Genomic DNA, 24,742 nt, shown 5'->3' with positions numbered 1-24,742 from the left:
TTCGGTCGCACCCGTCGGCTACGACGCCAGGTCGACGGGGAACGGCTCCGCTGCGCCGTCCGGCGCCGCCACGTACCGCCCCGGAGAGACGCCCACGATGCGTTTGAACGCATGGCTGAAGGCGCTTTCGGACGCGTAGCCGAGCTCCCTCGCCAGGGTCGCGACGGGCACGCCGCCCCGGCGAAGCGCGTGGACGGCCAGACGCATCCGCCATTGCGCGAGGTAGGTCAGCGGCGCCACCCCAGCGGCCGCGCGGAAACGCGAGGCGAAGACGGTCCGCGACATGGCGGCGGCCCGGGCCAGCTGTTCCAGCCGCCACGGCTGATCGGGGCGCTCGTGCATCAGCCGGAGCGCGGGCGCGAGCCGGGGATCCGCGGCGAGGCCGAGCCAGCCCGCACGGATCGGCGCGCCCGAGGCGAGATGGGCCCGCAGCAGGTGGAGGAAGAGCAGCTGCGCCAGCTGCGTGGAGGCGAGACCGGCGCCCGGGAGATCGCCCGCGCTCTCGTCCACCATCCGGTCGACGATCCAGCGCATCGCCTGCGCTTCCGGCGCGCTTCCGCGCACGTGGACCAGCGGCGGCAAGGCCTCCGCGAGCATCGCCGCATAGGCGCGGTCCACGCGGACGTGCCCTCCGATCATGAGCACGTCGTCGCCCCGACCGGCGGCCACGATGGGTGTCGTCCGGCCCGAGAACAGGACGTGCGCCTCGACCGGCGCGATCGACACGTCGCTGGCCATGACGAAGGCCTCGGGCGCGACCAGGAGGAGCACGTCGCCGGATTCGATCCGCACGGTCTCGCCGCTATCGGCCAGACGTAGCCAGAGGTCGCCGCGGACCGCGGCGAAGAACTTGAGCTTGTCCGGGGCGGGAAAGCGGATCGCCCAGTCGCCGCCGGCGGTGAAACCGCCCGAGACGACCGATTCGACGCTCGCCAGCCGGAGGATGTCCGAGATGGGATCGAAGGCCATTTCAGGACGATCGGGCATGTAAGCCGCACTTTCAAGCATTCATCGTTCGACGCGACGCACGTACGCTGGAATCGCCATCCTCGAGGAGATCCACATGCGCACCCCGCAGAGCCCCATCCATTCCGGCTTCACCGCCGCCTCCACCGCCAGCGACGTGCTCGCGGGCATCGACCTTTCCGGCAGGACCGCGATCGTCACGGGCGGCTACTCCGGCATCGGCGTCGAAACGACGCGCGCACTTCGCGCGGCCGGCGCGCGCGTCATCGTGCCCGCCCGCGATCTCGACAAGGCGGCCCGCACCCTCGCCGGCATCGACGCCGAGGTCCACCCGATGGACCTCGCGGACCCCGCCTCCATCGACGCCTTCGCGGCACGCTTCGTCGCCGGGGACGAACCGCTGCACATCCTGATCAACGGCGCCGGCATCATGGCGCCCCCGCTGACGCGCGACCGCCGCGGCTACGAAATGCAGTTCGCGACGAACCACCTTGGCCACTTCCAGCTGACCGCCCGCCTCTGGCCTGCCCTGGCCCGCGCGCAGGGCGCCCGCGTCGTCTCGGTCTCGTCGCGCGGCCACCGCTTCGCGGCCGTCGACTTCGACGATCCGCACTGCGAGCGTCGCGCGTACGATCCCTGGGTCGCGTACGGCCAGTCGAAAACCGCCAACGTGCTGTTCGCCGTCGCGCTCGACACGCGCGGACGCGATCACGGCGTGCGCGCGTTCGCGCTGCATCCGGGCGCCATCGTCACCGACCTCGCGCGGCACATGAGCCAGGACGACCTGCGCACACGCGGCGCCATCGATGACGAAGGCCGGCCGGTCGTCGATCTCGCGCGCGGCCTGAAGAGCGTGCAGCAGGGCGCGTCGACGAGCGTATGGACGGCCACGAGTCCGCGGCTCGACGGGATGGGCGGCGTGTACTGCGAGGACAACGACATCTCGCCGATCCTGACCGACGCCGACGCCACGATCGGCAATCTCAGCGAGGACGTCGGGGTGCGGCCCTGGGCGATCGATCCCGACGGCGCGGAGCGGCTCTGGACGCTGAGCGAGGCGCTCACCGGCGTGACGTTCCTCTCACCTCACCGCGAGATCGCATAGATACAAGTGAAAGCATCATCACGCGAAAACGACGGCTTAATACGATCGGGAGCATCGTGGTATCCGCTCCGTGGCGCGGACGCCGCGGAGTCCACCCGGCCCATCGATCTACGCTCACGGAGGTGCTTCCCCCCGCTTTCCGTGAGGACGCGAGTACCGGCTCGCCCCACCGGCTTTGCGCACGCCTTTCGTGCGACCGAGGCATGGTCATGTATGTCGCCGATTCACTCAACGCACTAACGTTCTTCCCGCACCAGGTGCACTTCGAAACCGTGCGCGATGCGGACAACGCCCGCCGGCACAACTGGTCGCCGGGCTATTACGAGGACCCTGACATCTCTCTCGAGCATCGCGTCGGCAGCGCGGCCGGCGTGGCGGCCGCCGCGCCGCCACTCGAAGCGATGGAGAAGGGACAGCCCATCGACGGCGAGCTCGACGCCGTTCCCGCGTAAGCGGGCTCGCGGCACCGCAGCCGTTACGGCGAGGGGCGAGCTCCCGGCCCCCGATAAACCACCCCACCCTTCATCACGAACGCGACCTGCGCCAGCGACCCCACGTCCCTGGTCGGGTCGCCCTGCACGGCGATGATGTCCGCGTCGAGCCCAGGCTTCAGCTGGCCGATGCGATCCTGCTGGCGCAGCACCTTCGCGTCGACCGCGGTCGCGGCGAGCAGGGCCCGCGCCGGCGACATGCCGTCGCGCACCATCCACTCCAGTTCCTTGTAGTTGGCGCCGTGCGTGAACACGCCGACATCGCTGCCATTGCCGATGGTGACGCCCGCCTCCATCGCGAGCCGGAACGCACGCGCGGCCTTCTGCATCGCCTCCGTCGGCGGCTGGCCGGGTTTCCAGCCACCGAAGTATTCCGCGTACGCGGCGCTGGCCTCGAGCGTGGGCATGAAGGCCACGCCGTGCTTCTTCATGAGCGCGAACACCTCGGCGGTGCCGTCGTAACCGTGCTCGATCGTGTCCACGCCCGCCATGACGGCGCGTCGCATGCCCTCGGGCGTGCTCGAATGCACGGCCACGGGCAGGCCCAGCGCGTGGGCCGTCTCGACGGCGACGTTCAGTTCCTCCTGGCTCAACGTCGGAGACGATCCCTTCGCCTTGCCGCAGTGATAGTCGGCGTAAAGCTTGATCCAGTCCGCGCCGTGGGCCGCCTGATCGCGCACCGCGTCGATCATCTGCGCGGTCCCGCTGACCGGCGCCGCGCCCTGCGGAAGGTCGATGTCGTCGCGAAAGCCCAGCGGTCCGGGCCCGTAGCAATGACCCGCGACGATCGCGCGTGTGGCGACGAAGAGACGCGGGCCGGGGATCAGCCCCGTGTCGATCGCATGCTGCACGTCGACATCCGCGTATCCCGCGCCTTCCGTGCCGAGATCCCGCAGCGTCGTGAATCCGCTCATCAGGGTGTCGCGCGCGTGCTTCACCGCCTGCACGGTGCGGAACGCGAGCGTCTCCTTCAGCACCTGGTCGTTCCAGAGCGTCTCGTTGTACGGATGCAGGAAGAGGTGCGAGTGCGCGTCGATCAGGCCCGGCAGCAACGTCGCGCCCGGCAGGTCCACCGTCTGCGCGCCCGACGGCACGGCGACCTTCGCCGCCGGTCCGACATCGACGATCTTCCCGCCCCGCACGAGCACCACCCAGCCGTCGTGCGCTTCTTCGCTGCGTGCGTCGAACACGCGGTCGGCCTTGAGCAGATATGTCGCCGCGTCCTCGGCCATGGCCGACGCGCAGAACGCCATGGCACAGGCCGCGAACAGTTTCCGCCAACCCGTCATCGTTCTCCCCTCGATAAGTCATGCATGCCGGCCATCGATGATCGACACGTCCGGCAGGCACACGCCATCACTCCCCCGGATGGTACGTCCGCTCGACGTGCCCTTCGCGTTCGTCCGGCCAGAAGTACACCGGGCGCAGATGGCCCGTCGTATAGCGCTCGGCTTCGTCGTTGAAATGCTTCGATGCCGGGTCGCCACTCTCCCCACCCGCGGTGATCGCGCGGGCGCGCACCCGGTCGCCGAATTCGACCACCGCGACGAAGCTGTTGCCGCTGGTGCCGTAGTAGCGCTTCGTTCCCGGCCAGCGATGCGCGCCGAACGAGGCCAGCGAGCCCCAGCGCGACGACGTGAACGGCACGGGGATGCTCGGCTTCGCATCGTCGAAGCGCTGCCTGATGGCACCGTCGACGCGCTGGAAGCGGTTGACCTCACCCCACGGTACGCCCCAGCTGCCGAAATCCTTCTCCAGCCGGTCGGCCGCTTCGGCAAGCGCGTCGAGCCGCGCCTTCGGCCCGGCCTTCCCGGCCATGACGTCGTAGACCGACAGACCTTCCTCGTTGTCGAGCTTGCTCGCCTTGTCCCACAGGATGTCGCCCCAGAAGACGGCGAGCGACGTGGGCATCGACGCGATGCCCCAGCGGTAGTCCCAGTGGCGCAGCAGGCCGACGGGGCCGGCGAGCCTGCCCTTCAGCGGATCGGACGCGGGCAGCGCGTCGTAGTCGGCGATGAGGATCGGCAGCTGGCGTGCGAACGCCGGCAGGAACGGATCGAACGCCGCGTCGATCAGCGACGCCAGCGTGAAGTCGCGGCGCCCCGTGAGGACGCGCGTCGCGTGCAGGCCGCGCGGATTCTCGCCCACCGCGTCCATGTAACGGGGATAGTCCGATGCCTTCGGACTATCCGGGCCCGCCGCCCACCATGGGCCGTCGTTGGTGTTGAAGATCCAGCCGGTCGGTGGATTGAACAGTCGCGGCGCAGCGTCCAGCGGCAGCAGTCCTTGCCAGTCGGCCGCGGGATCGCTGCCGTCGACCGGCTTCGTATAGTCGAAGCGGTCGTCGCGCTTCGGAATGAACTGTGGATGCAGGTACGCGATGTTGCCCTTGTCGTCCGCGTAGATGGTGTTGTTCGACGAGTTCGCCTTGAGCGCCGCGACCTTCATGTACGCCGCGTAATCGTTCGCTTTCGTGCGCAGCCAGCTCTGCTGCAGTGCCGCCAGCGGCCTGTTCATGAGGGCGATGGCGATCCACTTGCCGCCCTCGTCGCGGATCACCGGGCCGTGGTGCGTGCCGTACGCCGTGAAGCGCCGCTCGGCACAGGTGCCGTCGTCGGCGCGCACGCTCAGGGCGACCTCCCGCGACGTGACGGGACGCCAGCGATCCCCATGGCGATAGACGAGGCGACCGTCGCGGCGCTCGACGGTTGCGGCGAACTCGTCCACGGCATCGAGCGTCGTCGACGTATGCATCCACCCGACGTGGCGGTTGAAGCCCTGGTAGATGAAGAACTGCCCCCACGTCACCGCGCCATAGGCGTCGAGCCCCTCGTCACTCGACATCTGCAGCTCGGAGCGGAAGAAGAACGACGTGTGCGGATTGATGAGCAGCAGCGCATGCCCATCCACGGTCAGCTTCGGTGCGATGGCGATGCCGTTCGAACCGGTCGGCTCCGCCCAGCTCGACGGCGGCACGAACTGCGCGAGCGCACCGGCCGGGTCCTTGCCGTAGAAGGCCTGCAGCTTCGCGGTGGACACGCGCTCGATGTCTCCGCCGATGCTGCCTTCGCTGAAACTGAGCGCCATCCAGGGTTCGAAACGGCGAATGACACGCGGATGCGTTTCAGGATGCGTGGCGAGGTAGTGGTTGAGCCCATCGGCCCACGCGTCCATCAGACGCTTCAGCCATGCCGGGCTGCGCGCGTAGTCGCGCTTGAGCTCGTCGGGGTCGATGAAGAGCCGCTGGCGCAGATCCTGCCAGAGAGCGGATTCGCCTTCCGCCTCCGCCAGCCGGCCGAGCGCGACGAGATAGTTGGTCTCGACGCGGTTGAAGTCGTCTTCCGCCTGGGCGTACGCCATGCCGAAGACCGCGTCCGCATCCGTTCGGCCATGCACGTGCGCGATGCCCCAGTCGTCGCGCACGATGGTCACCGCCTGCGCCTCGCGCTTCAATCGCGCAGCATCGTTCGCGGCGTTCGCGGCATGCGCGACGAGCAACCCGAAGGCCGCGGCGGTGACAAGCACGGTCGTACGCATCGACATCCCCCGTTGGCGTCAGCCCCCTATCCTACTCAACGCCCGCACCGTTTGCCTTCGCCGGCGCGCGCGGCGGGGCGCGCCATCAGCCGCCCGGATGCGCCAGCGCGTAGTCGATCGCCGCGCGCACCGCCGCCACCTGCGCGTCGTTGCACTGTCGCGGCGTCGCACGCGGGCTGTCGGGATAGACCTCGGTCGTCGTCACGTAACGCGCGTTTGTGATACCCGCACACAGGCCGAGTGCTTTCAGGTCGTACTCGATCACGCCCGGCGCGACGACCGGGGAACCGATGATCTCGCCGTTCGCGTCGGCAGGCGCGATGTGCGTCACCTGCGCCACCGCCTCGATCACCGCCTTCTGGAACGCGGGCCGCGGGTTCGCGGTGTCGTCGACCAGGTAGAAGCCGTCCGGAATCTCCCCCGGCTCGTACGCCTTGCCGTCGCGCGCGGCGAGCGCCGGCCGGAATTCGGACTCGTCGGAATCGGTGGTCTCGTGCAGGTCGATGTGCATCAGCACGACCTCGCGCAACGGTGCCAGCAACGCGACCAGCGCGGCCGACTCCTGCGACGGGCTTCCCTGGCGAAAATTGCGGTTGGGGTCGATGGCGTCGGGGTTCCAGCGATGGATGCGCTCGTACGCCCAGGGGCTCACGCACGGCACGACCAGCACGTTCGCGCGGCCGTCGTAGTCACGGCCATGATCGGCAAGGAACTGCAGCGCGCCATGCACGCCGCTCGTCTCGTAGCCGTGCACGCCACCGGTCACCACCATCGTCGGCAGCGCGTCGTTCCAGCCGCGGCTACGCACCGCGAGGAACGGGTAGCGCGTGCCGTCGTAGGTCACCGAGCCGTATTCCACGACGTCGAAGTCGCGCCGCATCGGCTCGATGGCGGCCACCACGTCGTCGGCATGGCTGCGCCGCTTGTGCTGCAGCGCCCGCCACGCCGCGATGTCCGCGGGGCTCCAGGGCTTTCCGGGTGTGCCGATCGGGTACGGGGCGTGCGGGGTCATGGCGGCTCGCTGGGTTCGGGATCGCCGCGCACTTTAGCATCCGCGCCCCAGCGGCCCCAGCGGATCAGAACGCGTAACTGATCATCAGCCGGTTGTTCGTCCACGACCGGTTGCCCGGGTTGAGGTTGTTGGTGCCGCCGACGGTGTGCTCCCAGCGGTCCCGAAGCTGGAGCCCCTTCAGCACGTTGTCGAGCTTCCAGATGACGTCCATGTACAGGTTGTGGCTGACGCCGCGCAGCACGGTGTCGTAGCGCGCGTACGCCGCCGCGACCACGAGATCGTCGTGCAGCATCGCGTACTGCGCCCTCGCCTTCCAAGCGGTGCCCGGGCCCAGTTCCACGAGACCGCGCAGCATGGATGTCGTGTAGAGCGGGTCCGTCGCGTAGCTGTTCGTATAGGGCGAGATGATCGCGCCGGCACCGGTCGCGTTGCGGTCGCTGTCGAGCTTGTTGTACGCGACGTCGAACTTCGCCTTGCCCACACCCACGCCGGCGTCCACGCCCCAGGCGGACGCGTCGACGCGCTCGCCCGCCACGCCGGTGATCGGCGTGTGCGTGCCGACGAGGACGTTGCCCGAGCCGCTGGTCTCGCGGACGACTTGCGCACCGAGGAACGGCTTGAACGCGCCCACGGCGGCGAACGTGTACGTGCCATCCACGTAGCCCATCCGACCGAAATGCTCGAAGTCGTAGTACCAGGCCTGCGCCTTGAACGCTTTGGAGGTGTAGGTGCCACCGAGTGCCGTGGTGCCGTCCTGCGAGCGTGCGGACCGCGGAAGGGCGCCGTTGTTTCCGTACATGCTGTCGCCGTGGTACGTCGACGGGTAATAGACGTCATCGTCGTTGTAGCCCTCCGACGTGCGGCTCTTCCAGCGCAGCGTGCGGATCGCATAGATGTCCCAGCCCTTCGCCGGCCGGAAGTCCACCATCGCGCCCTGGTACGACGCGGGGACCACGCGCGAATCGGACTGCCCCATCCACGGCGTGTTGAGGTACTGGTCGCCCGCGCGCACCGTCACCCACGGATTCGCGTATTCGACGAAGGCCTGCGTGAAGCCGTCGATGGTGTTGCCCGGCCCCATCAGCGACGTATCGATACGCCCGGTGTCGTGCGACTGCGTGCCGAACGAATGCGCGGAGAACCCGGTGGCGACCGCGCTGAATCCGCCGACGCTTCCGCTACGCACCGTGAGCAGGCCCGTCAGCGAGTTGGCGAACTGGTCCTTGGTCGACGGGTTGTCGTAGTCGCGATCGAAGCGGTACAGCCTGAGCTCGCCGTTGATCTTCGCGTCGCGGAAGAAGTCGTCGGCATGAGCGCCCGCCACGACGCCGGCGAGCAAGGCCGTCGCGATGAGTGCGCGGCGCATCAGAGAACCCCCAGGGCGAGGTGACGATCGGCCATGGCGGCCGCTGCGGCGTCGCGATGCGCGCCGATGAAGGAAGATGGCATGAGGCAACGTGTTCCCGTTCGTAAGAAACCCGGCGCGTGGCCGGGCCAAGGGTCAGGCGGTAGTCTGCACCGGAAACAAGGATACGCCATTGGAGCGAATTGCCGCGATTAGCGGATGACTGACTTGCGCACGAGCGTGTCGAACGCCGCGGCCGTCTGCTCGTCACTGAAGTCGCAGTGCCCGTCGCCCACCGGATCGAGCACGGTCAGCCACCGTCCGCTCCCCGCGGCCTTGATCTGCGCCGGATACACGCCATGGAATCGTGCGGGGATGGTCGGATCGAACGTGTTCCACTGCATCACGAGCGGGGTATCGATGCGGCCCGTGAGGGTGACGTTTTCCTTCGCATAGGCGGCCGCCTTCGGCGAGGCGGCATAGCGGCGCGCCTTGCGGTTGACCGCCGCGTCATCGCCGAAGCCTGCGTACACATCCTTGCGATTGTCGACGGGCATGCCGCCCGCGCGTCGTTCGATCTCGCGCAGCCCGAGGTAGTACAAGGCCAGCGTCGGCAGCGTTTCCGGCCGCTCCTCGAGACGCCGTGCGAGCACGGCAGCCTCGTTCGGATGCTTTTCCAGCGCGCTGGCGATGACGCCCGGGTCGATCGCCGGCGGCGAACCGGGTGCGGCGAGGTCGGGGATCACGCCCGGAATCAACGCGTCGAACGCGACCAGCGGCTCGACGATCCCTTCGCAAGAAATTCCGGCGTCGACACCGTCAACCCGCAGGTGATCATCGCGCCCGTGTAAGCGCGCGGATGGCGCTCGATGCTCGCGGCGACCGCGAGTCCACCCAGCGAGAACCCGTAGAGATAGGTGTGCGCCGGACGCACGTATGTCTTCGCGAAGTACTGGCGGAGACGCTCCGTGTCGGCGACGGCGTCGCTCACCGCCCAGCCCTGCGACGCGTACTGGCTCTGGGCCACCGCGAAACCCTTCCTCAGGAACACCGGCGTCGCATCCGCGGCCGCCATCGGCGTCGAGACGGGAGCCCCCACGGGCTGGTAGCCATGCATCAGCATGACGAGGTCGCCGTTCCAGTTCGGCGGCACATCGATGCGGTAGGACGCTCCGTTCAACGTACCGCTGTAGGTGCCTTGTGCGGGCTCAGCCGCATGGAGCGGCCATGGTGCGACGACGCTGCAGGCGAAGCCGATCATCGCCATGCGGGTTGAACGTCGCCATGCTGCAGGGACCATCACGTCGCTCCGGTCGTGAAAACAGAGGCATTAAGCACCATCCACCTGATACTGGGAAGCCCGACGCCAACGCATCTGGAACTTCGGAACCAACACGGACCCGAGCCATGCCGTGCCGGGAGTCATGGTGGACACCGCCTCGCAGGCTTGGCTAGGCTGCCACCCTTCGGCAGCCCAGGGAGGAAACGCATGTCCGTTAACCGCATTCTCGTCGTCTATTCCGGCGTTCTGACCGCGGCCATCGCGGTCGTGCTGCTCTCCGGTTTCGCGAAGCACGCCAGCACCTCCTTCGATGAAATCGATGTGCAGCGGATCAACATTCGCGAGCCCGATGGCACGCTCCGGATGGTGGTGGCGAACAGCGCACGCCTCCCTGGCGTCATCGTCAAGGGCACCGAACAGCCCAAGGTGGACCGGCCTCAGGCCGGCATGATCTTCCTCAACGACGAGGGCTCCGAGAACGGCGGCCTCATCTTCGGCGGGAAGCATAACGACAAGGGCGAGGTGGTCGACGCGGGCGGCAGCCTTTCGTTCGATCGCTACAACGCGAACCAGGTCGTCCAGCTCATCGGCGTGGACGATAAGGACAACCACTTCGCCGGGCTCTCGGTCACCGACAGCGTCGAGCACGCGCGAAGCACGCGACGTATCTGGGTGGGGCGTGACGACGATGGCACCGCCACCTTGTCGATGAGGGATGGCGCCGGAAAAGAGAGGATCCAGATGAAGGTGCCAGCCGATGGGACGCCGGTCATCAACTTCCTCGACGGAAACGGCAAAGTGCAGAAGACCATCGCCGGCGCCGATTCCGCATCATCCCGATAGATGCCGATTCCGACGGGGGCGTCGGATGCCGCCTCCCGTCACTCGATGTTCTGCACCTGCTCGCGCATCTGTTCGATCAGCACCTTCAGTTCGACCGCGGCGTTGGTGGTGCGCGAGTCGACCGACTTGGAACCGAGCGTGTTCGCCTCGCGATTGAATTCCTGCATGAGGAAGTCGAGGCGACGGCCGATCGGTTCCTTCAGGGCGAGGACGCGGCGGGCCTCGGCGATGTGGGTGCTCAGGCGATCGAGTTCCTCGTCGACGTCGATGCGCGTGATCTGCAGCACCAGTTCCTGCTCGAGGCGGCCCGGTTCCACCGGCTGACGCACGTCGGCCAGACGGGCTTCGAGGCGGGCGCGCAGGGCCGTCCGGATCTCGGGGAGCCAGCCGCGCACGTCGCCCACGATCTTCTCGATGCCGTCCAGGCGGTCGCGCAGGATTTCGCCGAGCTTCTCGCCCTCGCGGCCGCGCGTGTCGCCGAGGACGGCCAGCGCGCGGTCGAGGACGTCGAGCAGCGCGCCCTGGAGCGCGTCCGCGTCGGTCTCGGGCTGCTGCATGACGCCCGGGAAGCGCAGCAGTTCCGTGAACTCGATGCGCATGCGCGGGAAGCGCTGCTCGAGGTCCAGCGCCAGTTCGGAGAGGCGGGAGAGCACGCTGCCGTTTATGCGCAGACCTTCGCCGGCGCCCGCGTCGGCGCGGAGGCGGACGGTGACGTCGACCTTGCCGCGCGACAGGCGCTGGGCGATCCGCTCGCGCAACGCGCTCTCGAAGCCGCGCATTTCCTCGGGCAGCCGGGGGCTGATCTCGAGGTAGCGGTGGTTGACCGTGCGCACCTCGCAGGTCAGCGTGCCGGACGGGCCCGCGCTGTCGGCGGAAGCGTAGGCGGTCATGCTGCGGATCATCGTTGGCCCCGGTGGCGCGTTGAGGAAAGGTCGCAATGGTAAACTGACCCACCGCCCGTGCCCAACTCAGGCCCCCACATGACCTTTTCCCGTCCGAGCGGCCGCGCCGCCGACCAGCTGCGCCCCGTCAGCATCGAACGCCACTACACCCGCCATGCGGAAGGCTCCGTGCTCGTGTCCTTCGGCGACACGAAGGTGCTGTGCACCGCCTCGATCGAGGAGCGCGTCCCGCCGTGGCTGCGCGGCAAGGGCGAGGGCTGGGTCACGGCCGAGTACGGCATGCTGCCCCGCGCGACCACCGATCGCACGCAGCGCGAAGCCGCGCGCGGCGGCCAGGGCGGTCGCACCATGGAGATCCAGCGACTGATCGGCCGCTCGCTGCGCGCCTGCGTCGATCGCGCCGCCCTCGGCGAGCGCGTGATCACCCTCGACTGCGACGTGATCCAGGCCGACGGCGGCACGCGCACCGCGGCCATCACCGGCGCCTATGTCGCGCTGGTCGACGCCGTCGCGACGCTGACGAAGCGCAACGCCGTCAAGCGCAACCCGATCCTCGGCGCGATCGCCGCGGTGTCCGTCGGCGTCTACAACGGCGTGCCGGTGCTCGACCTCGACTACGCCGAAGACTCCAACTGCGATACCGACATGAACGTCGTCATGAACGACGGCGGCGGCTTCATCGAGGTGCAGGGAACGGCCGAAGGCCACGCCTTCCGCCGCGAGGAGATGAACGCGATGCTCGATCTCGCCGCGAAGGGCATCGCCGACCTGGTGCATGCGCAGCGCGCCGCGCTGGAGGCCACGCCGTGAGCGAGATCCGTGCCGCCAGCGCCGACGACCTCGAGGCCATCGTCGCCGTCCACAAGGCCGCGTTCGGTCGCGATGCCGAGGCAGACCTGGTGCGGCGGCTCGTCGCCGCGGGTCGTGACGCGATCTCGCTCGTGGCCGTGGACGACGGCGACGCGGTGATCGGTCACGTCCTGTTCTCGCCCGTCAGCATCGAAGAAGGCGACGACGGCAACGCGCTCGGCCTCGCGCCCGTCGCCGTCCTGCCCGAGCACCAGCGCCTGGGCATCGGTCACGCGTTGATCGAGGAAGGCATCGGCGCGTGCTTCGTGCGCGACGCGAAGGCGATCTTCGTGCTCGGTTCGCCGGCGTACTACACGCAGTTCGGCTTCACGAAGGCCTCGGCGCACGGCCTGTTCGATACCTACGACGGCGGCAACGCCTTCCAGGTGCTGCCCCTCACCGTCGACGGACTTGCCGGTTACAAGGGCTGCGTGCGTTACGCGCCCGAATTCGCTACCGGGAATCCCTAGAACGCCATGCGCATCGTCCTCGCCTCCGGCAACGCCGGCAAAGTGATCGAACTCGAGCAACTGCTCCAAGGCACCGGCGTGCAACTCGTCGCGCAGACGTCGCTCGGCGTCACGGACGCCGACGAGACGGGTCTGACGTTCGTGGAGAACGCCCTGATCAAGGCGCGCCACGCGGCACGCGCCACGGGTCTGCCCGCGCTGGCGGATGACTCGGGCATCTGCGTGGACGCGCTCGACGGCGCGCCCGGACTCTATGCCGCCCGCTATGCAGGCACGCACGGCGACAGCGCCGCCAACAACGCGAAGCTCCTGCGCGAACTCGACGGCGTGCCGCCCGAAAAGCGCGGCGCGTATTTCATCGCCGTGCTCGTCCTGCTGCGTCATGCCGACGATCCGGCGCCGCTGATCGCGGAAGGCCGCTGGTACGGCCGCATCCTGGAAGCGCCGCGGGGCGAAGGCGGCTTCGGCTACGACCCGCTGTTCCTGCCCGACGGGCACGACGTCTCGGCGGCGGAGCTCGACTTCGCGTTGAAGAACCGCCTCAGCCACCGGGGCCAGGCGCTCGAACGGCTCAAGGCGCGCCTCGCCGGATCCGTATGACTCTCGTCCCGCCGCCGCTGTCCCTGTACGTCCACATGCCGTGGTGCGTGCGCAAGTGTCCGTATTGCGACTTCAATTCGCACGGCGTGCGGGGCGGTACGCCCGACTATGCATCCTACGTGGATGTCCTGCTAGCCGATCTCGACGCCGATCTCCGCGACTTCGGCGCCGCGATGCATGGCCGGCGGATCGAGACGGTGTTCTTCGGCGGCGGCACGCCGAGCCTCTTCTCTCCGGAACTGGTGGGACGTTTCCTCGACGGCGCGCGGGAGCGGCTGGCCTTCGCGACGGATGCCGAAGTCACGCTCGAAACGAACCCGGGCACCGTCGAGCACGGCCGTTTCGACGGCTACCTCGCGGCCGGCGTGAACCGCATTTCCTTCGGAGTGCAGAGCTTCGACGACGACAAGCTGCGCCGGCTCGGTCGCATCCACTCGTCGAACGAGGCGGCGGACGCCGTCCGGCAGGCGCAGGACGCGGGCATCGACAACATCAACATCGACCTGATGTACGCCCTGCCGGAGCAGACGCTCGAAGGCGCCCTCGACGACGTCGATCGCGCCATCGCGCTGTCACCCACCCATGTATCGCATTATCAGCTGACGCTCGAGCCGAACACCGCGTTCGCCGCGAACCCGCCGCCGCTGCCGGACGACGACGCGGCGTGGGCGATCCAGGAAGCCTGCGAGGCCCGTCTCGCCGAGGCGGGTTACGGGCAGTACGAAGTCTCCGCCTATGCCCGGCCGGGACGCCGCTGCGAACACAACCTCAACTATTGGCGGTTCGGCGACTACCTCGGCATCGGCGCGGGCGCGCACGGCAAGATCAGCGACGCCACCGGCGTGCGCCGGCGCTGGAAGACCCGCCTCCCCGCCGCGTATCTCGCCAGCGCCGGACAGCCGGCGCGCATCGGTGGCGATGGTCTTGTCGCGGCCGCCGACCTGCCATTCGAATACATGCTCAACGCCCTGCGCCTCATCGACGGCGTGCCCGCGACCGATTTCGCGGAGCGCACCGGCCTGCCCGCCGGATCGATCGCCGCGGCGCGCGCGGCCTGCATCGAGCGCGGCTGGCTGGTGGACGACGAGACCCTGCTGAAGACCACCCCGCTCGGCCAGCGCTTCCTCAACGACGTCATCGAAGCCTTCATGGCCTGAGCGGCGCGGTCGGCTGCGGAAATTCTCAGGGACTGCGAAGCGCCCCAAAGCGAGCCGCCGTCCGGCGGCGTCCGGAAGATCGCGCCACGTCACGTATGACGTGCTGAATATATCGGCCATTCATCGCCCGATGGCGACACTCCGCGCCTTTTCTGCACGGAGCGCAGAGGCATGGAAAGCAAGACGAAGTTGGCATCGGCACTGATGCTCGCGGTACCGACGCTCGTCGGCGGCGCGTACCTGTCGGGCACGATCGCGATCAAGCTGGTGGACCTTGCGACACCGCTGACGATCGACCTGTGGTGGCGCTGCCTCGAGGCGCTCGACGATCCGTCCTTCGCGCCGCACACGTTGCGGATCAAGGGATCGGTCTTCACCGGGTTCGCCGTACCCATCCTCGGCTGGGGCGCCGTGGTGCTGCGCATGTGCCGGCGCCCGCCCGAAGCCGCCCACGGCGACGCGCGATTCGCCACGCTTGCCGAACTGCGCCGCGCGGGCCTGCTCACGCGACGGCCCGAAAGCATCCTCATCGGCGCCTCCGGCAGGCACCGCCTCTGGCTGAGCGGCGCGCAGCACGTCATCGTCATCAGCCCGACGCGCTCGGGCAAAACCACCAGCATCGCGATCCCCGTGCTGATGACCTACGAGCATTCGATGGTCGTCCTCGACGTGAAGGGCGAGCTCCACCGGACCACGAGCGGATGCCGCAAGGCGCTCGGCCAGAAGGTGTTCGTGTGGGCCCCCTACGACGAGGCCGGCCGCACGGATCGCTTCAATCCCATGACCCCGCTCGCCTCCATGGACCCGGCGAAACGCATCGGCGAACTGCAGACCATCGCCGCCATCCTCTATCCCGACGACGGCGGTCGCGATCCGTTCTGGAGCGCACAGAGCCGCGCAGCATTCGTGGCCTTCGGCTCTTACCTGTTCGAGGCGTGGGACCACGGCCTCCGGGAGATGACGCAGGCCGGCCTACCCGCCGAGGCAAGGCCGCAACCCAACACCTCGACCGACTTCCCGAGCTTCGAGCGCATCCTCGGATTCTCCAGCGGCACGCAGGCGATGGGGACGCAGGCGCTGCTGAAATCCATCGTCGGCGACGCGTCGCTCCCGTGGGTCAGCAGGCAGACCAGGACGGTGTTCACCAACCTCGCAGGCCTCGCCGAGGACACGTTCTCGTCGGTGATCGCGACCATGCAGGCGCCGTTGCAGCAGTTCCTCAGTCCCATCCTCGCCGCAGCCACCAACGCGACCGACTTCGACGTGGACCGCTTCCGGCGCGAGCCGACGACGCTATACGTCGTCATCCCTACGCACAAGCTCGACGAGAGCGCCAAGCTGCTCAACATCTTCTTCAGCGCGCTCATCGGCCGCAACCTCGGCAAGCAGCTGGGCGAGGAGCCCGACCTGAAGTACCAGATGCTGATGCTCATGGACGAGTTCACCGCCATGGGCCGTGTCGACGTGTGGTCGAAGCGCATCTCGATTTCGGCGAGCTACGGCGTGCGCGACCTCTGCATCGTGCAGAGTCGGGCGCAGCTTCGCTCGACCTATGGCGACCACGACGCGCAGAACTTCATCACCAACCACGGCGCGCAGGTCGTCTTCGCGCCCCGCGAGCAGAGCGACGCGAACGAATACAGCGAGATGCTCGGCTACCGAACCCAGCGCCAGACGCAACGAAGCGTCAGCCGCGGCGGTAGCGGCCACCAGGTATCGACCAGCCACCAGGACGAACGCCGCGCCCTGATGCTGCCCCAGGAGATCAAGGAACTGCCCGCCGACGAGGAGCTGATCTTCTACGAAGGCTGCAAACCCATCCGCGCCCGCAAGAACTGGTTCTTCAAGGACAAGGGATTCAAGGCGCTAGCGGCGCTGCCGCCCACGTCGGTGTCGGCGAAGCCAGCCGCGATCGCGGCAGCACCGCCGCCAGCTGCGCCCAGCGCGACAGGCAAGCTGAAACACGCACTCGCGGCATAGATGCGACACAGGGCACGTCGACGATGTCTTCGCGGACGTGCTGAAGGCACTGCATCTCGACGATGCGAACTGAAGATCCGCCGCACAGCACCCGGGCGAATGCCCTCCACATCTGCATGGAAAGCAGTCGATGAACCAAGAGAAGCAAGACGACGACCGATCGACCGGACCCGACGAGCGGTGGGTGGCCAGCATGCGGGCCTGGGAGGCCATGAGGTCCCCCTGGGCAAAGGAGCGCCCGGCTTTCGTACGCTGCTATGTCTGCCACCCCGAAAACGACGAGATCGATCCGGAAGACGGCTTGAGGCCGTCGCAACTGCGGCCGATCCATAAATGCACGTACGTCGATCCGGGGCAGGAACAGTACCTGCGCGCCACGGCCGAGCAGTTGCGCGAGAAGAAGGATGAGGACGTGCACGAGTGGCCGGAGCCTGGTTACGACTTCGCGACCGGGTTGCGACGCAAGCCGATGTCGCGCACGCGGCCCGACCTGAGAATCCCACTCCATGAAGAGCCTATCGAGGATGATGCGATGAAACGACGGAAGATGGCGATGGCCGCGGTTTTGGTGGCCGGGGCGGCAATGCCGGCGGCAAGCATGCACGTACAAACGAAGCAGCCAGCCACTGAAGCGGTTGTGTCGAAGAAAACTGTCGCCGAGCCGGTGTGGCCGAACAACGGCATCGCCCAGCGCGAGGTCGGCAACGGTGAGGAGTGGGCGGAAAACTTCATCGTCGAACATGTCGACGGCAAGTGGACGGCGTGGGCGGTTGCGCGTCCGGCATACGGGGAAACCAAAGGTAAGGCGCTCGACTTCTTCACCGGCGAAGTCCTTGAAGTGACGGGTGAACTCGGCGAGCAGTACATCGACTCCTTCGTCGATGCGAAAGGGGTCGAGCATAAGGACACGTCCGATAAATATTTCTACTTTAAGGATGGAAGGCCAGGCGGCGCGGCCGGGAAGAATATCGACTTCAGCTCACCGACGATCGAGGTATCCCGTGGTCCCAAGCAGTCGGTTTGGCTAAATACCTATCAGCGCAGAACCGAAGACCATTCCAAGGTGATCTGGAGCAAGGTGCCTATGTACCGATGCGCCTCGTGCCCGGATGACGATTGGGCGTCATTACTCAGTACCGCCATCGAACTTCGCGACGGCACCATGCTGATTTCGGCAGGGAAATACGTATTCCGCGTGCGTACGGACGACCTCAGTCCGGTCGGCGAAGCCCCTGCGTTGCATATATTCGAGGAATCCGAGGTTCAGCGCGCAATCGATGACGCCAAAGCGCTTCAGGTACAGGACGTCCTCGGGCACGTACTGAAGGCTTTGCGTCTGGATTGATGCGCTTAAAAAACAAAAAGGATTGGAGACATGGCTGGTCGTAAAGCGCTCAACGCGCAAGAACTGCGAGCCATCGCGTACTTCGCGGTGGGCGTGGCATCGGAGGGTACGCTTCGCGAAAAGGACGTCGCTGCCACGCTGTCGTTTGCGGGAACTAGAGTCAATGGGAAAATGGATCCGATGGGCAATAGTGGATTGTCGATCGGAACCTTGCAGAAGGACCTTGGGCAAGATAAGAAAAAAACCGCAAGGGAAATGGTGGCGGCTTATCGAGAGTGGGCGGCGCGATCGCCCGACTGGCCGGACCTCAGCGATGCCGATGTTGTCGCGTCCGTCGCGGATCTATCCCGAAACGGCAGGGCGATCAGAGATCAGGGCGGCCGAGATATCGATCCGTCGCTCCAGAACCAGCTGAGTGCATTTCTCGCCTCGAAAGATGGGCGCAATTTTGTGCACGCGCGTGATGTCGATCAGGTCGAGCACATTCGTACGCACGCTCTCGTCGAGATTGTCGATTCGGTGGCCTATAAGAACGCGACAGTGGATGAGCAAATCATCATCGCAACGATCGTGGCAAAAGCCTTCAATCAGAACCAAACCGCGGGCAAAGGTCTTTACAGCGCGATGAAGGCACCTCACGCCCGTGACAGATCGCTCGACACTCTCGATGATGTTCTGTCCTATGCCGAATCGCATCACAAGAGGTACCTGGCCTCCGGTCGCGAACACGCCCTCGTCGGCGCGAAAGTCTTCACTCGCCTGCACAACGCCGACGAGAACAGCCCGATCGGCCGCGCATGGCGAGAAGTGCTCGCCAATCCACTGGTCCGGCCCACGGAGATCGGTGCCGCCCCGGACCGACCCGACCTCGCCGCGCACTACACGCTGATCAAGAACCTCTTCCATGCGCCCAAGCAGGCCATGGCTTTTCTCGACGCGCTGGAACAGGGGCGCCCCTACCACGAGGGCAAGATCACCGGTACGGGCTTCTACACCGACGGAACCCAGTTCGTGCAGTGGAACGCCGACGGCAAGGGCGTGACCTTCGTCGAAGGTCAATGGGCGACCGTCTCTCGCGATGAGCTCGGGCTGACGCGTGCGCGGGACGGTTCGGTCGATCTCGCGAGGGTGGTCGAGGGCGAGGGGCAGCCGTTGCTGCATGTCGAGCCTGCCGTGCGCAGTGTCGCGGCGGCGGCCGTGGAGCGGGCGCTGCGACCGGGTGTCCGGGGCGACGACGTGCGGCAGTTGCAGGAACAGCTCATGCGATTGGGTTACTCCGACGCGCAGGGACGCCCGTTGCGGGCGGATGGCGACTACGGTCCGGGAACGCAGGCGGCGGTACGCGCCTTCCAGCGGGAGCACGACCTCGTCGCGGATGGGCTGAGCGGTCGGCAGACGCTGGCGAGCGTGCGGCAAGCGGTCCACGACCGGGACGCGTCGATCGCCGCGGCGCACCGGCCACACGACGAGGTCATGGCGGCTTACCGTGCGATCGATCCCGTCATGGGCGCGGCGGACGGCCGGTCGACACCCGTGGAGGCCCGCGTGGAAGCGCAAGCGACGAGCGAGGCCATGAGCACCTATCAGACCCTGGAACCGGTGACGCGTACCGCCGCACCGCCGATCGCGCCGGTCGAGTCACCCCTGGCCCGCGAGCCCCGCGAGCCCGTGGCCATCCCGGCGGGCCGCGAGGCCCCGGCTGCCGACGCGTCGCTCGCACCGAGGCGGGCGCCGTTCGACCCGCGCCACGCGGACCATCCCCAGAACGGTCTCTACGAACTGCTGAAAACGCAGCTTCCGGATGCCTCCGAGAATCGGTTGTTGCAGACGACGGCGGCGTGCCACCGCAGCCGTATCACGGCGGAGAATCTCTCGATGGTGCACATCAACGAAGAGACGATGACGCTGCATGTCTTCGGCCACGGGCCGATGACATTGCCGGCCCGCGTGGATCTCAACCATCCGTCGCCCGCCCCGGAACAGAGCGTCGAGCGGATGGCGCAATTCGACCTCCAGCAGGCGCAGGTGCTGGCGGAGATCCAGGCACAGCAGGCGCAGATGTCCCGGGGAATGTCCCGGTAGACGGGCGAAGCGGGGCGTCCACGGTCGGCGGGGCGGCGTCGCCCTATTCCTATCGCCATAAGCCATAAGCGGGCCGCCACGCCGCTGGCGCGCCCGTGGCGTCGCCACCTAAACTTACGGCGAAGGTCGGGGAGGACCGCATTCGCATGAGCGCAGGCACGCAGCCGCCGTACGGCCGGACGGGACCGCATCCCGTCGCCCTGTCGCCGCGTGCGGAACGCGAAGCGCAGCAGGGTCTGTCGCTGTGCCTGACCTGGCTCGATTCGCCGCTGCGCGAAGCGCTGCGCGACTTCGACCATCGACTGTTCGCCGCCGCGGAGGGCAGCCGCAACCATCTCGAACAGCAGGCGTGCTTCGAGAGCCGTCACATCGTCGAGCGCGACGGTCCCGGCTTCCGCAACCGCTTCGCCTCGCACCTGTCGGAACGCTTCCGTCGCCTGGGCGACGTCGTGGACGCGAAGCCCGCCACCGCGAGCGAGCACCTGACCCTCAGCCTCGTGGATCCCGAGGAGCAGGAACAGGCGGATGCCCTGTCCAGCATGGCGTCGCGGGGCGAAGCGCGCAGTGCCAGCAGCCTGTTCGAGCTCGGCTATCGCCTGGCGGTGCTCGCCGGCACGCCGCCGCTGGAGGGCGAGGCTCTGCCCGCCGGACCCCGCGCGCTCACGGCGGCGCTACAGGCGGCCGTCGAGCCGATGCCGCTTTCCAGCGCGCACCGGCTGCTGCTTTTCCAGGCGGTCGACGCCCACGTGCTCGCCCACGGCGAGGCCTTCTACGGCGCACTGAACGAGCATTACCGCACTCGCGGCATCCTTCCCGGGTTCCGCGTCTATCCGAACGTGCGCGTCGCCACGACGCCGGCATCCGAGCGCCATAAAGCCGGCGAAACGGTCGCCGTGGGCGGGGGCACCGGCGCGGGCGGCGGCAGCGGGAGCGGCGCGGCCGTGGACGGCAACATTGGCGTGCTCGAGGGGCTGCGGGCCCTGCTCGCCTCGCGCGTCGAGACCAGCCGCGGAGCGGGGTTCGCGCCGGGCCGGCTCGCCTCGGACGACGAACTGCAGACGGCGCTGTTCGCCCTGCAGGGTCACGTCACCGATGTCACCGATGCCGCGCAGCGCGAGATCCGCAGCGCGCAGGCGCTGCGCGACGAACTCCTCAACCAGCTCAATCGTGGCCGGCCGGCGGGCTCGCCGCCCGCCGAACTCACGATCGAGCAGGGCGACACGGTCGAGCTGACCGCGCGGCTCTTCGAGAGCCTGGGCGAACAGATCGCCGTGACCAGCCCCGGCCGCGCCGTCCTCGGCGGCCTGCAATGGCCGATGCTGCGCGCCGCCGTGAACGATCGCGGTTTCTTCGACCAGGCCGAACATCCCGCGCGCCAGCTGCTCGACACCGTGAGCGAGGCGGCGCATCACTGGCTCGATCCGTCGGAAGGCGAGCCGGACGCCGCGCTCGTGGATCGCCTCGAGCGCCTCGTCGTGGAAGCGAGCAGCGCGCAGGTGATCGATCCCGTGTGGCGCGCCGAGATCGAACAGCAGATCGCCATGCTCTCGCGCAAGGCGCACGTGGCGGAACGTCGCCAGATCGAGGCGATGGAAGGCCGCGACCGGCTCGAACGCGCTCGCCAGCGCGCCGCCGAGATCATGGCCGAACGCATGGTGCGCGGCACGACGCCTCGCGGCGTGCTGCGCATCCTGCTGGAACGCACGTGGGCCGACGTGCTCGCGCTGCACATCCTTCGCGGCGGCGAGAACGGCGAGGCGTTCCTGCATTGCCTCGGCGTCACCGACCAGCTGCTCGGCCGGCGTCCGATCACCGATGCGAACAAGCTCCGCTCGGACGTCGAGCGCGGCCTCGAACACCTCGGCATGCATCCATCCGAAGCGGCGCAGGTCGCGGCCGGCGTCTTCGAGCCCGCCGAACGGCAGAACGACGACGGCCTGACGCCGACCGACGTCGCCGTGCGCCTCAAGCAGCGTCCGCGCCTGGGCGAAGGGACCGCGCATGGCGAGCCCGCCGCGCCCGTCGTGCCCACGCCACTGGACCCCGCGGCGAGGGCCATCCACGACGGCTTCGCCAGCCTGCGCTTCGGCACGTGGTTCGAGTTCGTCCAGCCGGACGGCGGCATCGCGCTGCGCAAGCTCGCCTGGTTCTCGCCGACGACGGGCCGCTGCCTGTTCGTGAACCAGCGCGGCGCGCGCACCGAGGACGTCGACCTCACCCGCCTCGCGCGCCTCATGGCGAACGGCGAGGCGCGGGAATGGAAGGAACAGCGGCTGTCGATCGTCGACCGGGCCTGGCGGGCCGTCGCGCGCAACCTGCGCCTTGAAGGCGTGCGCGAACGCATGGCGGGCCACGCATGATCCGCGAAGCCGAACAACGCCGCGCGCCGCGCAAGCGCGCCACCGCGCCCATCGCGGTGAAGAACTGGTTCACCGAGCAGGACATCGGCCAGCTCGGCAACCTCTCCGCGACCGGCGTGATGCTGCTCGTGAAGGCGAAGCCGCGGGACGGCGCCGTCTACCAGATCGTCTTCACGTTGCATGACGCCCACCACCGGCAACATCGGGTCGAGATCGGCATCCAGGAACAATGGCACGAGCCGGCGGCGTCCAACGGCCAGTTCTGGGCGGGCTACCGCATCGTCGCGGCCAGCGACGACGACGTGCGCGCCATCGACGAGTGGATCGGCCCACCGGCGGACTGAACGAAAGGCGCGGACCATGCTTTACGACGAACCACGCGGGGCGTCACCATCGCTCACCATGAGCGATGCCACCACCATTCTGGTCGACACGGACCTCGAGCGCGACGACGCGGCCGCGGCCGCGATGGACCTGTACCTGCACCTGGTCGGCGACGGCACGATCGCCGCGCAACCGAGCGACGACGAGGAAGCCCGGTTCCGCGTGCTCGACGAACGCTTCGTCGCCGACACCGGCATCCAGGCGATCGGACTGCACGCGAGCGGACACCGCTGGCGCGGCGACGGCCGCGGCGGCGCGGAGCTCATCGACGGCGGCCGCGAGAACGGCATCTTCTGCCGCTACGACGGGAGCTTCTCCATCCGCTGTCCCGAATGCGGTGAGCGCCTGGCGCCCGGCGACGACGGCAGCGAGGCGCTGGAGGAAGCCCTCGCGGTGTGGTGCGACGCGCCCGATTCCGCATACGTCGCCTGCCCGTCCTGCGCCACGTGGACACCGCTCCACCTGTGGCGCTCGCCGGAGCACGACTTCGCGGTGGGCCACTACGCCATCACGCTCTACGGGGCCCACCTGCAGGGCCTGCTCGGCAAGGGCAACGCGCATGCCGCCACCGCGCTGCGCCACCGCCTAGGCGACCTGGCCGGCGATTACACGGTGGTCTTCGCACGATCCTGAGGCCCGCCCGGACTTGGCTCCGCGTCCCGACAGGCGCACCATTGCGGTTTGCCCCACGTCCCCGGAGTCCCCCATGAACGACGCGCTGGCCGCGCTTTATCCCCAGCACCTCGCCACGCTGCGCGAGCGCACCGACACCGCGCTGGCGCGCGGCGGGTTCGATCACCTCGTGGTGCCGGCGGGCCGCCCGATCACGAAGTTCCTCGACGACCAGGATTACCCGTTCGTCACGAACCCGCATTTCAGGCACTGGCTGCCGCTGACCGACGCCCCGGGCAGCTGGCTCGTCTACACGCCGGGCGAGAAGCCGAAGCTGGTATTCCTGCAGCCGCGCGATTACTGGCACGTGGTGCCGGAAGCCCCGACCGGCTACTGGGTCGACCACTTCGACATCGTCATCGTGCGCAAGCCCGCGGACGCGGTCGCCGAGCTGCCGGCCATGCTCTCGCGCTGCGCGATCATCGGCGACCAGTACTGCGACCTGCAGGACGTCTGCGCGAACAACCCGCCCGCCGTCATCGACCACCTGCATTACCACCGCGCGTACAAGACGCCTTACGAACTGGAACTGATGCGCGAGGCGAGCCGCCGCGGCGTGCGCGGCCACCGCGCGGCCGAGCACGCGTTCCGCAACGGCGAGAGCGAATTCGGCATCCACCTCGCCTACCTCACCGCCGTGGGCCAGATCGACGCCGAGCTGCCGTACGCGAGCATCGTCGGCCTCAACGAGCACGGTGCGGTGCTGCACTACACGCACTTCGACCGCAGCGCCCCGGCGAAGAGCCGCTCGTTCCTGATCGACGCGGGCGCGAGCGCCTCTGGCTATGCCAGCGACATCACGCGCACCTACGCCAGCAGCGATGCCGGCGAGTTCCAGGCGCTGATCGACGCGGTCGACGACGCCGAGCGCTCGTTCGCGGCGAAGGTGCGCGCCGGGCAGAGCTATCCTGAGCTCCACGTCCACGCCCACCACGTGCTCGCCGGCGTGCTCCGCGACCATGGTTTCATCCGCATGAGCCCGGAAAGCGCCGTCGAATCCGGTGTCTCGTCCGCGTTCTTCCCGCATGGCCTCGGCCACGGCATCGGACTGCAGGTGCACGACGTGGGCGGTTTCCAGGCCTCGGAAACGGGCGGCACGATCGCCAAGCCCGACGGCCATCCCTACCTGCGCCTCACGCGCCAGCTCGAGGCCGGCATGGTGGTGACCATCGAGCCGGGCATCTACTTCATCGACATGCTGCTGGCCGAACTCAAGGGCAAGCCGTTCTCGAACGACATCGACTGGGCGAAGGTCGACGCCTTCCGCAAGTACGGCGGCATCCGCATCGAGGACGACGTGGTGTGCACCACGGGCGAACCCGAGAACCTGACGCGCGACGCGTTCGCGTCCTTGTAAGCC

General features: G+C 68.1%; 22 protein-coding genes. 14 read left to right on the top strand and 8 right to left on the bottom strand.

The annotated features are described in order from the left end of the window. Positions 1-18: 18 nt before the first annotated feature. Entirely contained in the window at positions 19-987 is a 969-nt protein-coding gene (locus BMY69_RS03515; RefSeq protein WP_218143113.1) for an AraC family transcriptional regulator, read from the bottom strand. A gap of 76 nt (positions 988-1,063) precedes the next feature. Between BMY69_RS03515 and BMY69_RS03510 the strand changes: the two genes are divergently transcribed. Then, entirely contained in the window at positions 1,064-2,071 is a 1,008-nt protein-coding gene (locus BMY69_RS03510) for an oxidoreductase (protein WP_090175349.1), read from the top strand. Between the two features lie 209 nt (positions 2,072-2,280). Next, the gene (locus BMY69_RS03505; RefSeq protein ID WP_090175348.1) at positions 2,281-2,523 is read left to right on the top strand and encodes a hypothetical protein; all 243 of its coding nucleotides are present in this window, start codon (positions 2,281-2,283) and stop codon (positions 2,521-2,523) included. Between the two features lie 23 nt (positions 2,524-2,546). On the opposite strand, the gene BMY69_RS03500 is transcribed toward BMY69_RS03505, so the two are convergent. The 6 genes from BMY69_RS03500 to BMY69_RS19500 form a co-directional block, all read right to left on the bottom strand. Then, positions 2,547-3,851, bottom strand: a complete 1,305-nt coding sequence (locus BMY69_RS03500) for an amidohydrolase family protein (RefSeq protein WP_090175347.1) — start codon at positions 3,849-3,851, stop codon at positions 2,547-2,549. 67 nt (positions 3,852-3,918) lie between these two features. Then, positions 3,919-6,099, bottom strand: a complete 2,181-nt coding sequence (locus BMY69_RS03495) for a penicillin acylase family protein (protein ID WP_177191061.1) — start codon at positions 6,097-6,099, stop codon at positions 3,919-3,921. An 85-nt stretch (positions 6,100-6,184) separates the two neighbouring features. Next, positions 6,185-7,111 (bottom strand): M14 family metallopeptidase, encoded by a 927-nt coding sequence (locus tag BMY69_RS03490; RefSeq protein WP_090175345.1) that lies wholly within the window; start codon positions 7,109-7,111, stop codon positions 6,185-6,187. 64 nt (positions 7,112-7,175) lie between these two features. After that, positions 7,176-8,477 (bottom strand): OprD family outer membrane porin, encoded by a 1,302-nt coding sequence (locus BMY69_RS03485; RefSeq protein WP_090175344.1) that lies wholly within the window; start codon positions 8,475-8,477, stop codon positions 7,176-7,178. Positions 8,478-8,668: 191 nt separating this feature from the next. After that, positions 8,669-9,202: a hypothetical protein gene (locus tag BMY69_RS19505; protein WP_177191060.1), complete on the bottom strand. Its 534-nt coding sequence runs from the start codon at positions 9,200-9,202 to the stop codon at positions 8,669-8,671. Between the two features lie 8 nt (positions 9,203-9,210). Then, positions 9,211-9,636 carry a prolyl oligopeptidase family serine peptidase gene (locus tag BMY69_RS19500; RefSeq protein ID WP_177191059.1) on the bottom strand — a complete coding sequence of 142 codons (426 nt, stop codon included), beginning with the start codon at positions 9,634-9,636 and terminating at the stop codon, positions 9,211-9,213. A gap of 309 nt (positions 9,637-9,945) precedes the next feature. On the opposite strand from BMY69_RS19500, the gene BMY69_RS03475 reads away from it, so the two are divergent. Then, positions 9,946-10,581, top strand: coding sequence for a hypothetical protein (locus BMY69_RS03475; RefSeq protein ID WP_090175343.1), 636 nt, complete (start codon positions 9,946-9,948; stop codon positions 10,579-10,581). Positions 10,582-10,619: 38 nt separating this feature from the next. Here BMY69_RS03475 and BMY69_RS03470 read toward each other — a convergent pair whose 3' ends face one another. Continuing rightward, positions 10,620-11,483, bottom strand: a complete 864-nt coding sequence (locus BMY69_RS03470) for a YicC/YloC family endoribonuclease (RefSeq protein WP_090056254.1) — start codon at positions 11,481-11,483, stop codon at positions 10,620-10,622. Between the two features lie 78 nt (positions 11,484-11,561). Between BMY69_RS03470 and rph the strand changes: the two genes are divergently transcribed. The 11 genes from rph to pepQ all read left to right on the top strand — a co-directional run bounded on the left by rph (position 11,562) and on the right by pepQ (position 24,739). Further along, positions 11,562-12,293 carry a ribonuclease PH gene (gene rph, locus BMY69_RS03465; protein ID WP_090056251.1) on the top strand — a complete coding sequence of 244 codons (732 nt, stop codon included), beginning with the start codon at positions 11,562-11,564 and terminating at the stop codon, positions 12,291-12,293. Next, on the top strand, positions 12,290-12,802 hold the full coding sequence (locus BMY69_RS03460) for a GNAT family N-acetyltransferase (protein ID WP_090056250.1): 513 nt from the start codon (positions 12,290-12,292) through the stop codon (positions 12,800-12,802). Before rph ends, BMY69_RS03460 begins: the two co-directional genes overlap by 4 nt. A gap of 6 nt (positions 12,803-12,808) precedes the next feature. After that, a complete protein-coding gene (gene rdgB, locus BMY69_RS03455; protein ID WP_090175342.1) occupies positions 12,809-13,402 on the top strand; it encodes an RdgB/HAM1 family non-canonical purine NTP pyrophosphatase in 594 nt (197 codons plus the stop codon). Then, on the top strand, positions 13,399-14,559 hold the full coding sequence (gene hemW, locus BMY69_RS03450; protein WP_090175341.1) for a radical SAM family heme chaperone HemW: 1,161 nt from the start codon (positions 13,399-13,401) through the stop codon (positions 14,557-14,559). The genes rdgB and hemW overlap by 4 nt, the downstream gene beginning before the upstream one ends. A gap of 171 nt (positions 14,560-14,730) precedes the next feature. Next, complete coding sequence (locus tag BMY69_RS03445; protein WP_177191058.1) at positions 14,731-16,539, top strand: type IV secretory system conjugative DNA transfer family protein; 1,809 nt, start codon at positions 14,731-14,733, stop codon at positions 16,537-16,539. Between the two features lie 130 nt (positions 16,540-16,669). Beyond that, positions 16,670-17,884 (top strand): hypothetical protein, encoded by a 1,215-nt coding sequence (locus BMY69_RS03440; RefSeq protein ID WP_090175340.1) that lies wholly within the window; start codon positions 16,670-16,672, stop codon positions 17,882-17,884. A gap of 30 nt (positions 17,885-17,914) precedes the next feature. After that, entirely contained in the window at positions 17,915-19,966 is a 2,052-nt protein-coding gene (locus tag BMY69_RS03435) for a peptidoglycan-binding domain-containing protein (protein WP_090175339.1), read from the top strand. 146 nt (positions 19,967-20,112) lie between these two features. Continuing rightward, positions 20,113-22,326, top strand: coding sequence for a DUF1631 family protein (locus BMY69_RS03430; protein ID WP_090175338.1), 2,214 nt, complete (start codon positions 20,113-20,115; stop codon positions 22,324-22,326). After that, complete coding sequence (locus tag BMY69_RS03425; RefSeq protein ID WP_090056236.1) at positions 22,323-22,670, top strand: PilZ domain-containing protein; 348 nt, start codon at positions 22,323-22,325, stop codon at positions 22,668-22,670. The genes BMY69_RS03430 and BMY69_RS03425 overlap by 4 nt, the downstream gene beginning before the upstream one ends. 16 nt (positions 22,671-22,686) lie before the next feature. Then, complete coding sequence (locus tag BMY69_RS03420; protein WP_090175337.1) at positions 22,687-23,343, top strand: hypothetical protein; 657 nt, start codon at positions 22,687-22,689, stop codon at positions 23,341-23,343. A gap of 73 nt (positions 23,344-23,416) precedes the next feature. Continuing rightward, positions 23,417-24,739, top strand: coding sequence for a Xaa-Pro dipeptidase (gene pepQ / locus BMY69_RS03415; protein ID WP_090175336.1), 1,323 nt, complete (start codon positions 23,417-23,419; stop codon positions 24,737-24,739). Positions 24,740-24,742: the final 3 nt, after the last annotated feature.

This window comes from Luteibacter sp. UNC138MFCol5.1 (assembly GCF_900110505.1).
Taxonomy (GTDB): domain Bacteria; phylum Pseudomonadota; class Gammaproteobacteria; order Xanthomonadales; family Rhodanobacteraceae; genus Luteibacter.
This window is presented reverse-complemented; position numbering and strand designations above follow the sequence as displayed.

What these genes read in the sequence shown, in the direction of transcription:
- rph (WP_090056251.1), top strand. Translation starts at nt 11,562, where the DNA reads ATGACCTTTTCCCGTCCGAGCGGCCGCGCCGCCGACCAGCTGCGCCCC.
- BMY69_RS03440 (WP_090175340.1), top strand. Translation starts at nt 16,670, where the DNA reads ATGAACCAAGAGAAGCAAGACGACGACCGATCGACCGGACCCGACGAG.
- BMY69_RS03495 (WP_177191061.1), bottom strand. Translation starts at nt 6,099, where the DNA reads ATGCGTACGACCGTGCTTGTCACCGCCGCGGCCTTCGGGTTGCTCGTC.
- BMY69_RS03425 (WP_090056236.1), top strand. Translation starts at nt 22,323, where the DNA reads ATGATCCGCGAAGCCGAACAACGCCGCGCGCCGCGCAAGCGCGCCACC.
- pepQ (WP_090175336.1), top strand. Translation starts at nt 23,417, where the DNA reads ATGAACGACGCGCTGGCCGCGCTTTATCCCCAGCACCTCGCCACGCTG.
- hemW (WP_090175341.1), top strand. Translation starts at nt 13,399, where the DNA reads ATGACTCTCGTCCCGCCGCCGCTGTCCCTGTACGTCCACATGCCGTGG.
- BMY69_RS03430 (WP_090175338.1), top strand. Translation starts at nt 20,113, where the DNA reads ATGAGCGCAGGCACGCAGCCGCCGTACGGCCGGACGGGACCGCATCCC.
- BMY69_RS03435 (WP_090175339.1), top strand. Translation starts at nt 17,915, where the DNA reads ATGGCTGGTCGTAAAGCGCTCAACGCGCAAGAACTGCGAGCCATCGCG.
- BMY69_RS03515 (WP_218143113.1), bottom strand. Translation starts at nt 987, where the DNA reads ATGCCCGATCGTCCTGAAATGGCCTTCGATCCCATCTCGGACATCCTC.
- BMY69_RS03445 (WP_177191058.1), top strand. Translation starts at nt 14,731, where the DNA reads ATGGAAAGCAAGACGAAGTTGGCATCGGCACTGATGCTCGCGGTACCG.
- rdgB (WP_090175342.1), top strand. Translation starts at nt 12,809, where the DNA reads ATGCGCATCGTCCTCGCCTCCGGCAACGCCGGCAAAGTGATCGAACTC.
- BMY69_RS03490 (WP_090175345.1), bottom strand. Translation starts at nt 7,111, where the DNA reads ATGACCCCGCACGCCCCGTACCCGATCGGCACACCCGGAAAGCCCTGG.
- BMY69_RS03510 (WP_090175349.1), top strand. Translation starts at nt 1,064, where the DNA reads ATGCGCACCCCGCAGAGCCCCATCCATTCCGGCTTCACCGCCGCCTCC.
- BMY69_RS03420 (WP_090175337.1), top strand. Translation starts at nt 22,687, where the DNA reads ATGCTTTACGACGAACCACGCGGGGCGTCACCATCGCTCACCATGAGC.
- BMY69_RS03505 (WP_090175348.1), top strand. Translation starts at nt 2,281, where the DNA reads ATGTATGTCGCCGATTCACTCAACGCACTAACGTTCTTCCCGCACCAG.
- BMY69_RS03485 (WP_090175344.1), bottom strand. Translation starts at nt 8,477, where the DNA reads ATGCGCCGCGCACTCATCGCGACGGCCTTGCTCGCCGGCGTCGTGGCG.
- BMY69_RS03475 (WP_090175343.1), top strand. Translation starts at nt 9,946, where the DNA reads ATGTCCGTTAACCGCATTCTCGTCGTCTATTCCGGCGTTCTGACCGCG.
- BMY69_RS03500 (WP_090175347.1), bottom strand. Translation starts at nt 3,851, where the DNA reads ATGACGGGTTGGCGGAAACTGTTCGCGGCCTGTGCCATGGCGTTCTGC.
- BMY69_RS03470 (WP_090056254.1), bottom strand. Translation starts at nt 11,483, where the DNA reads ATGATCCGCAGCATGACCGCCTACGCTTCCGCCGACAGCGCGGGCCCG.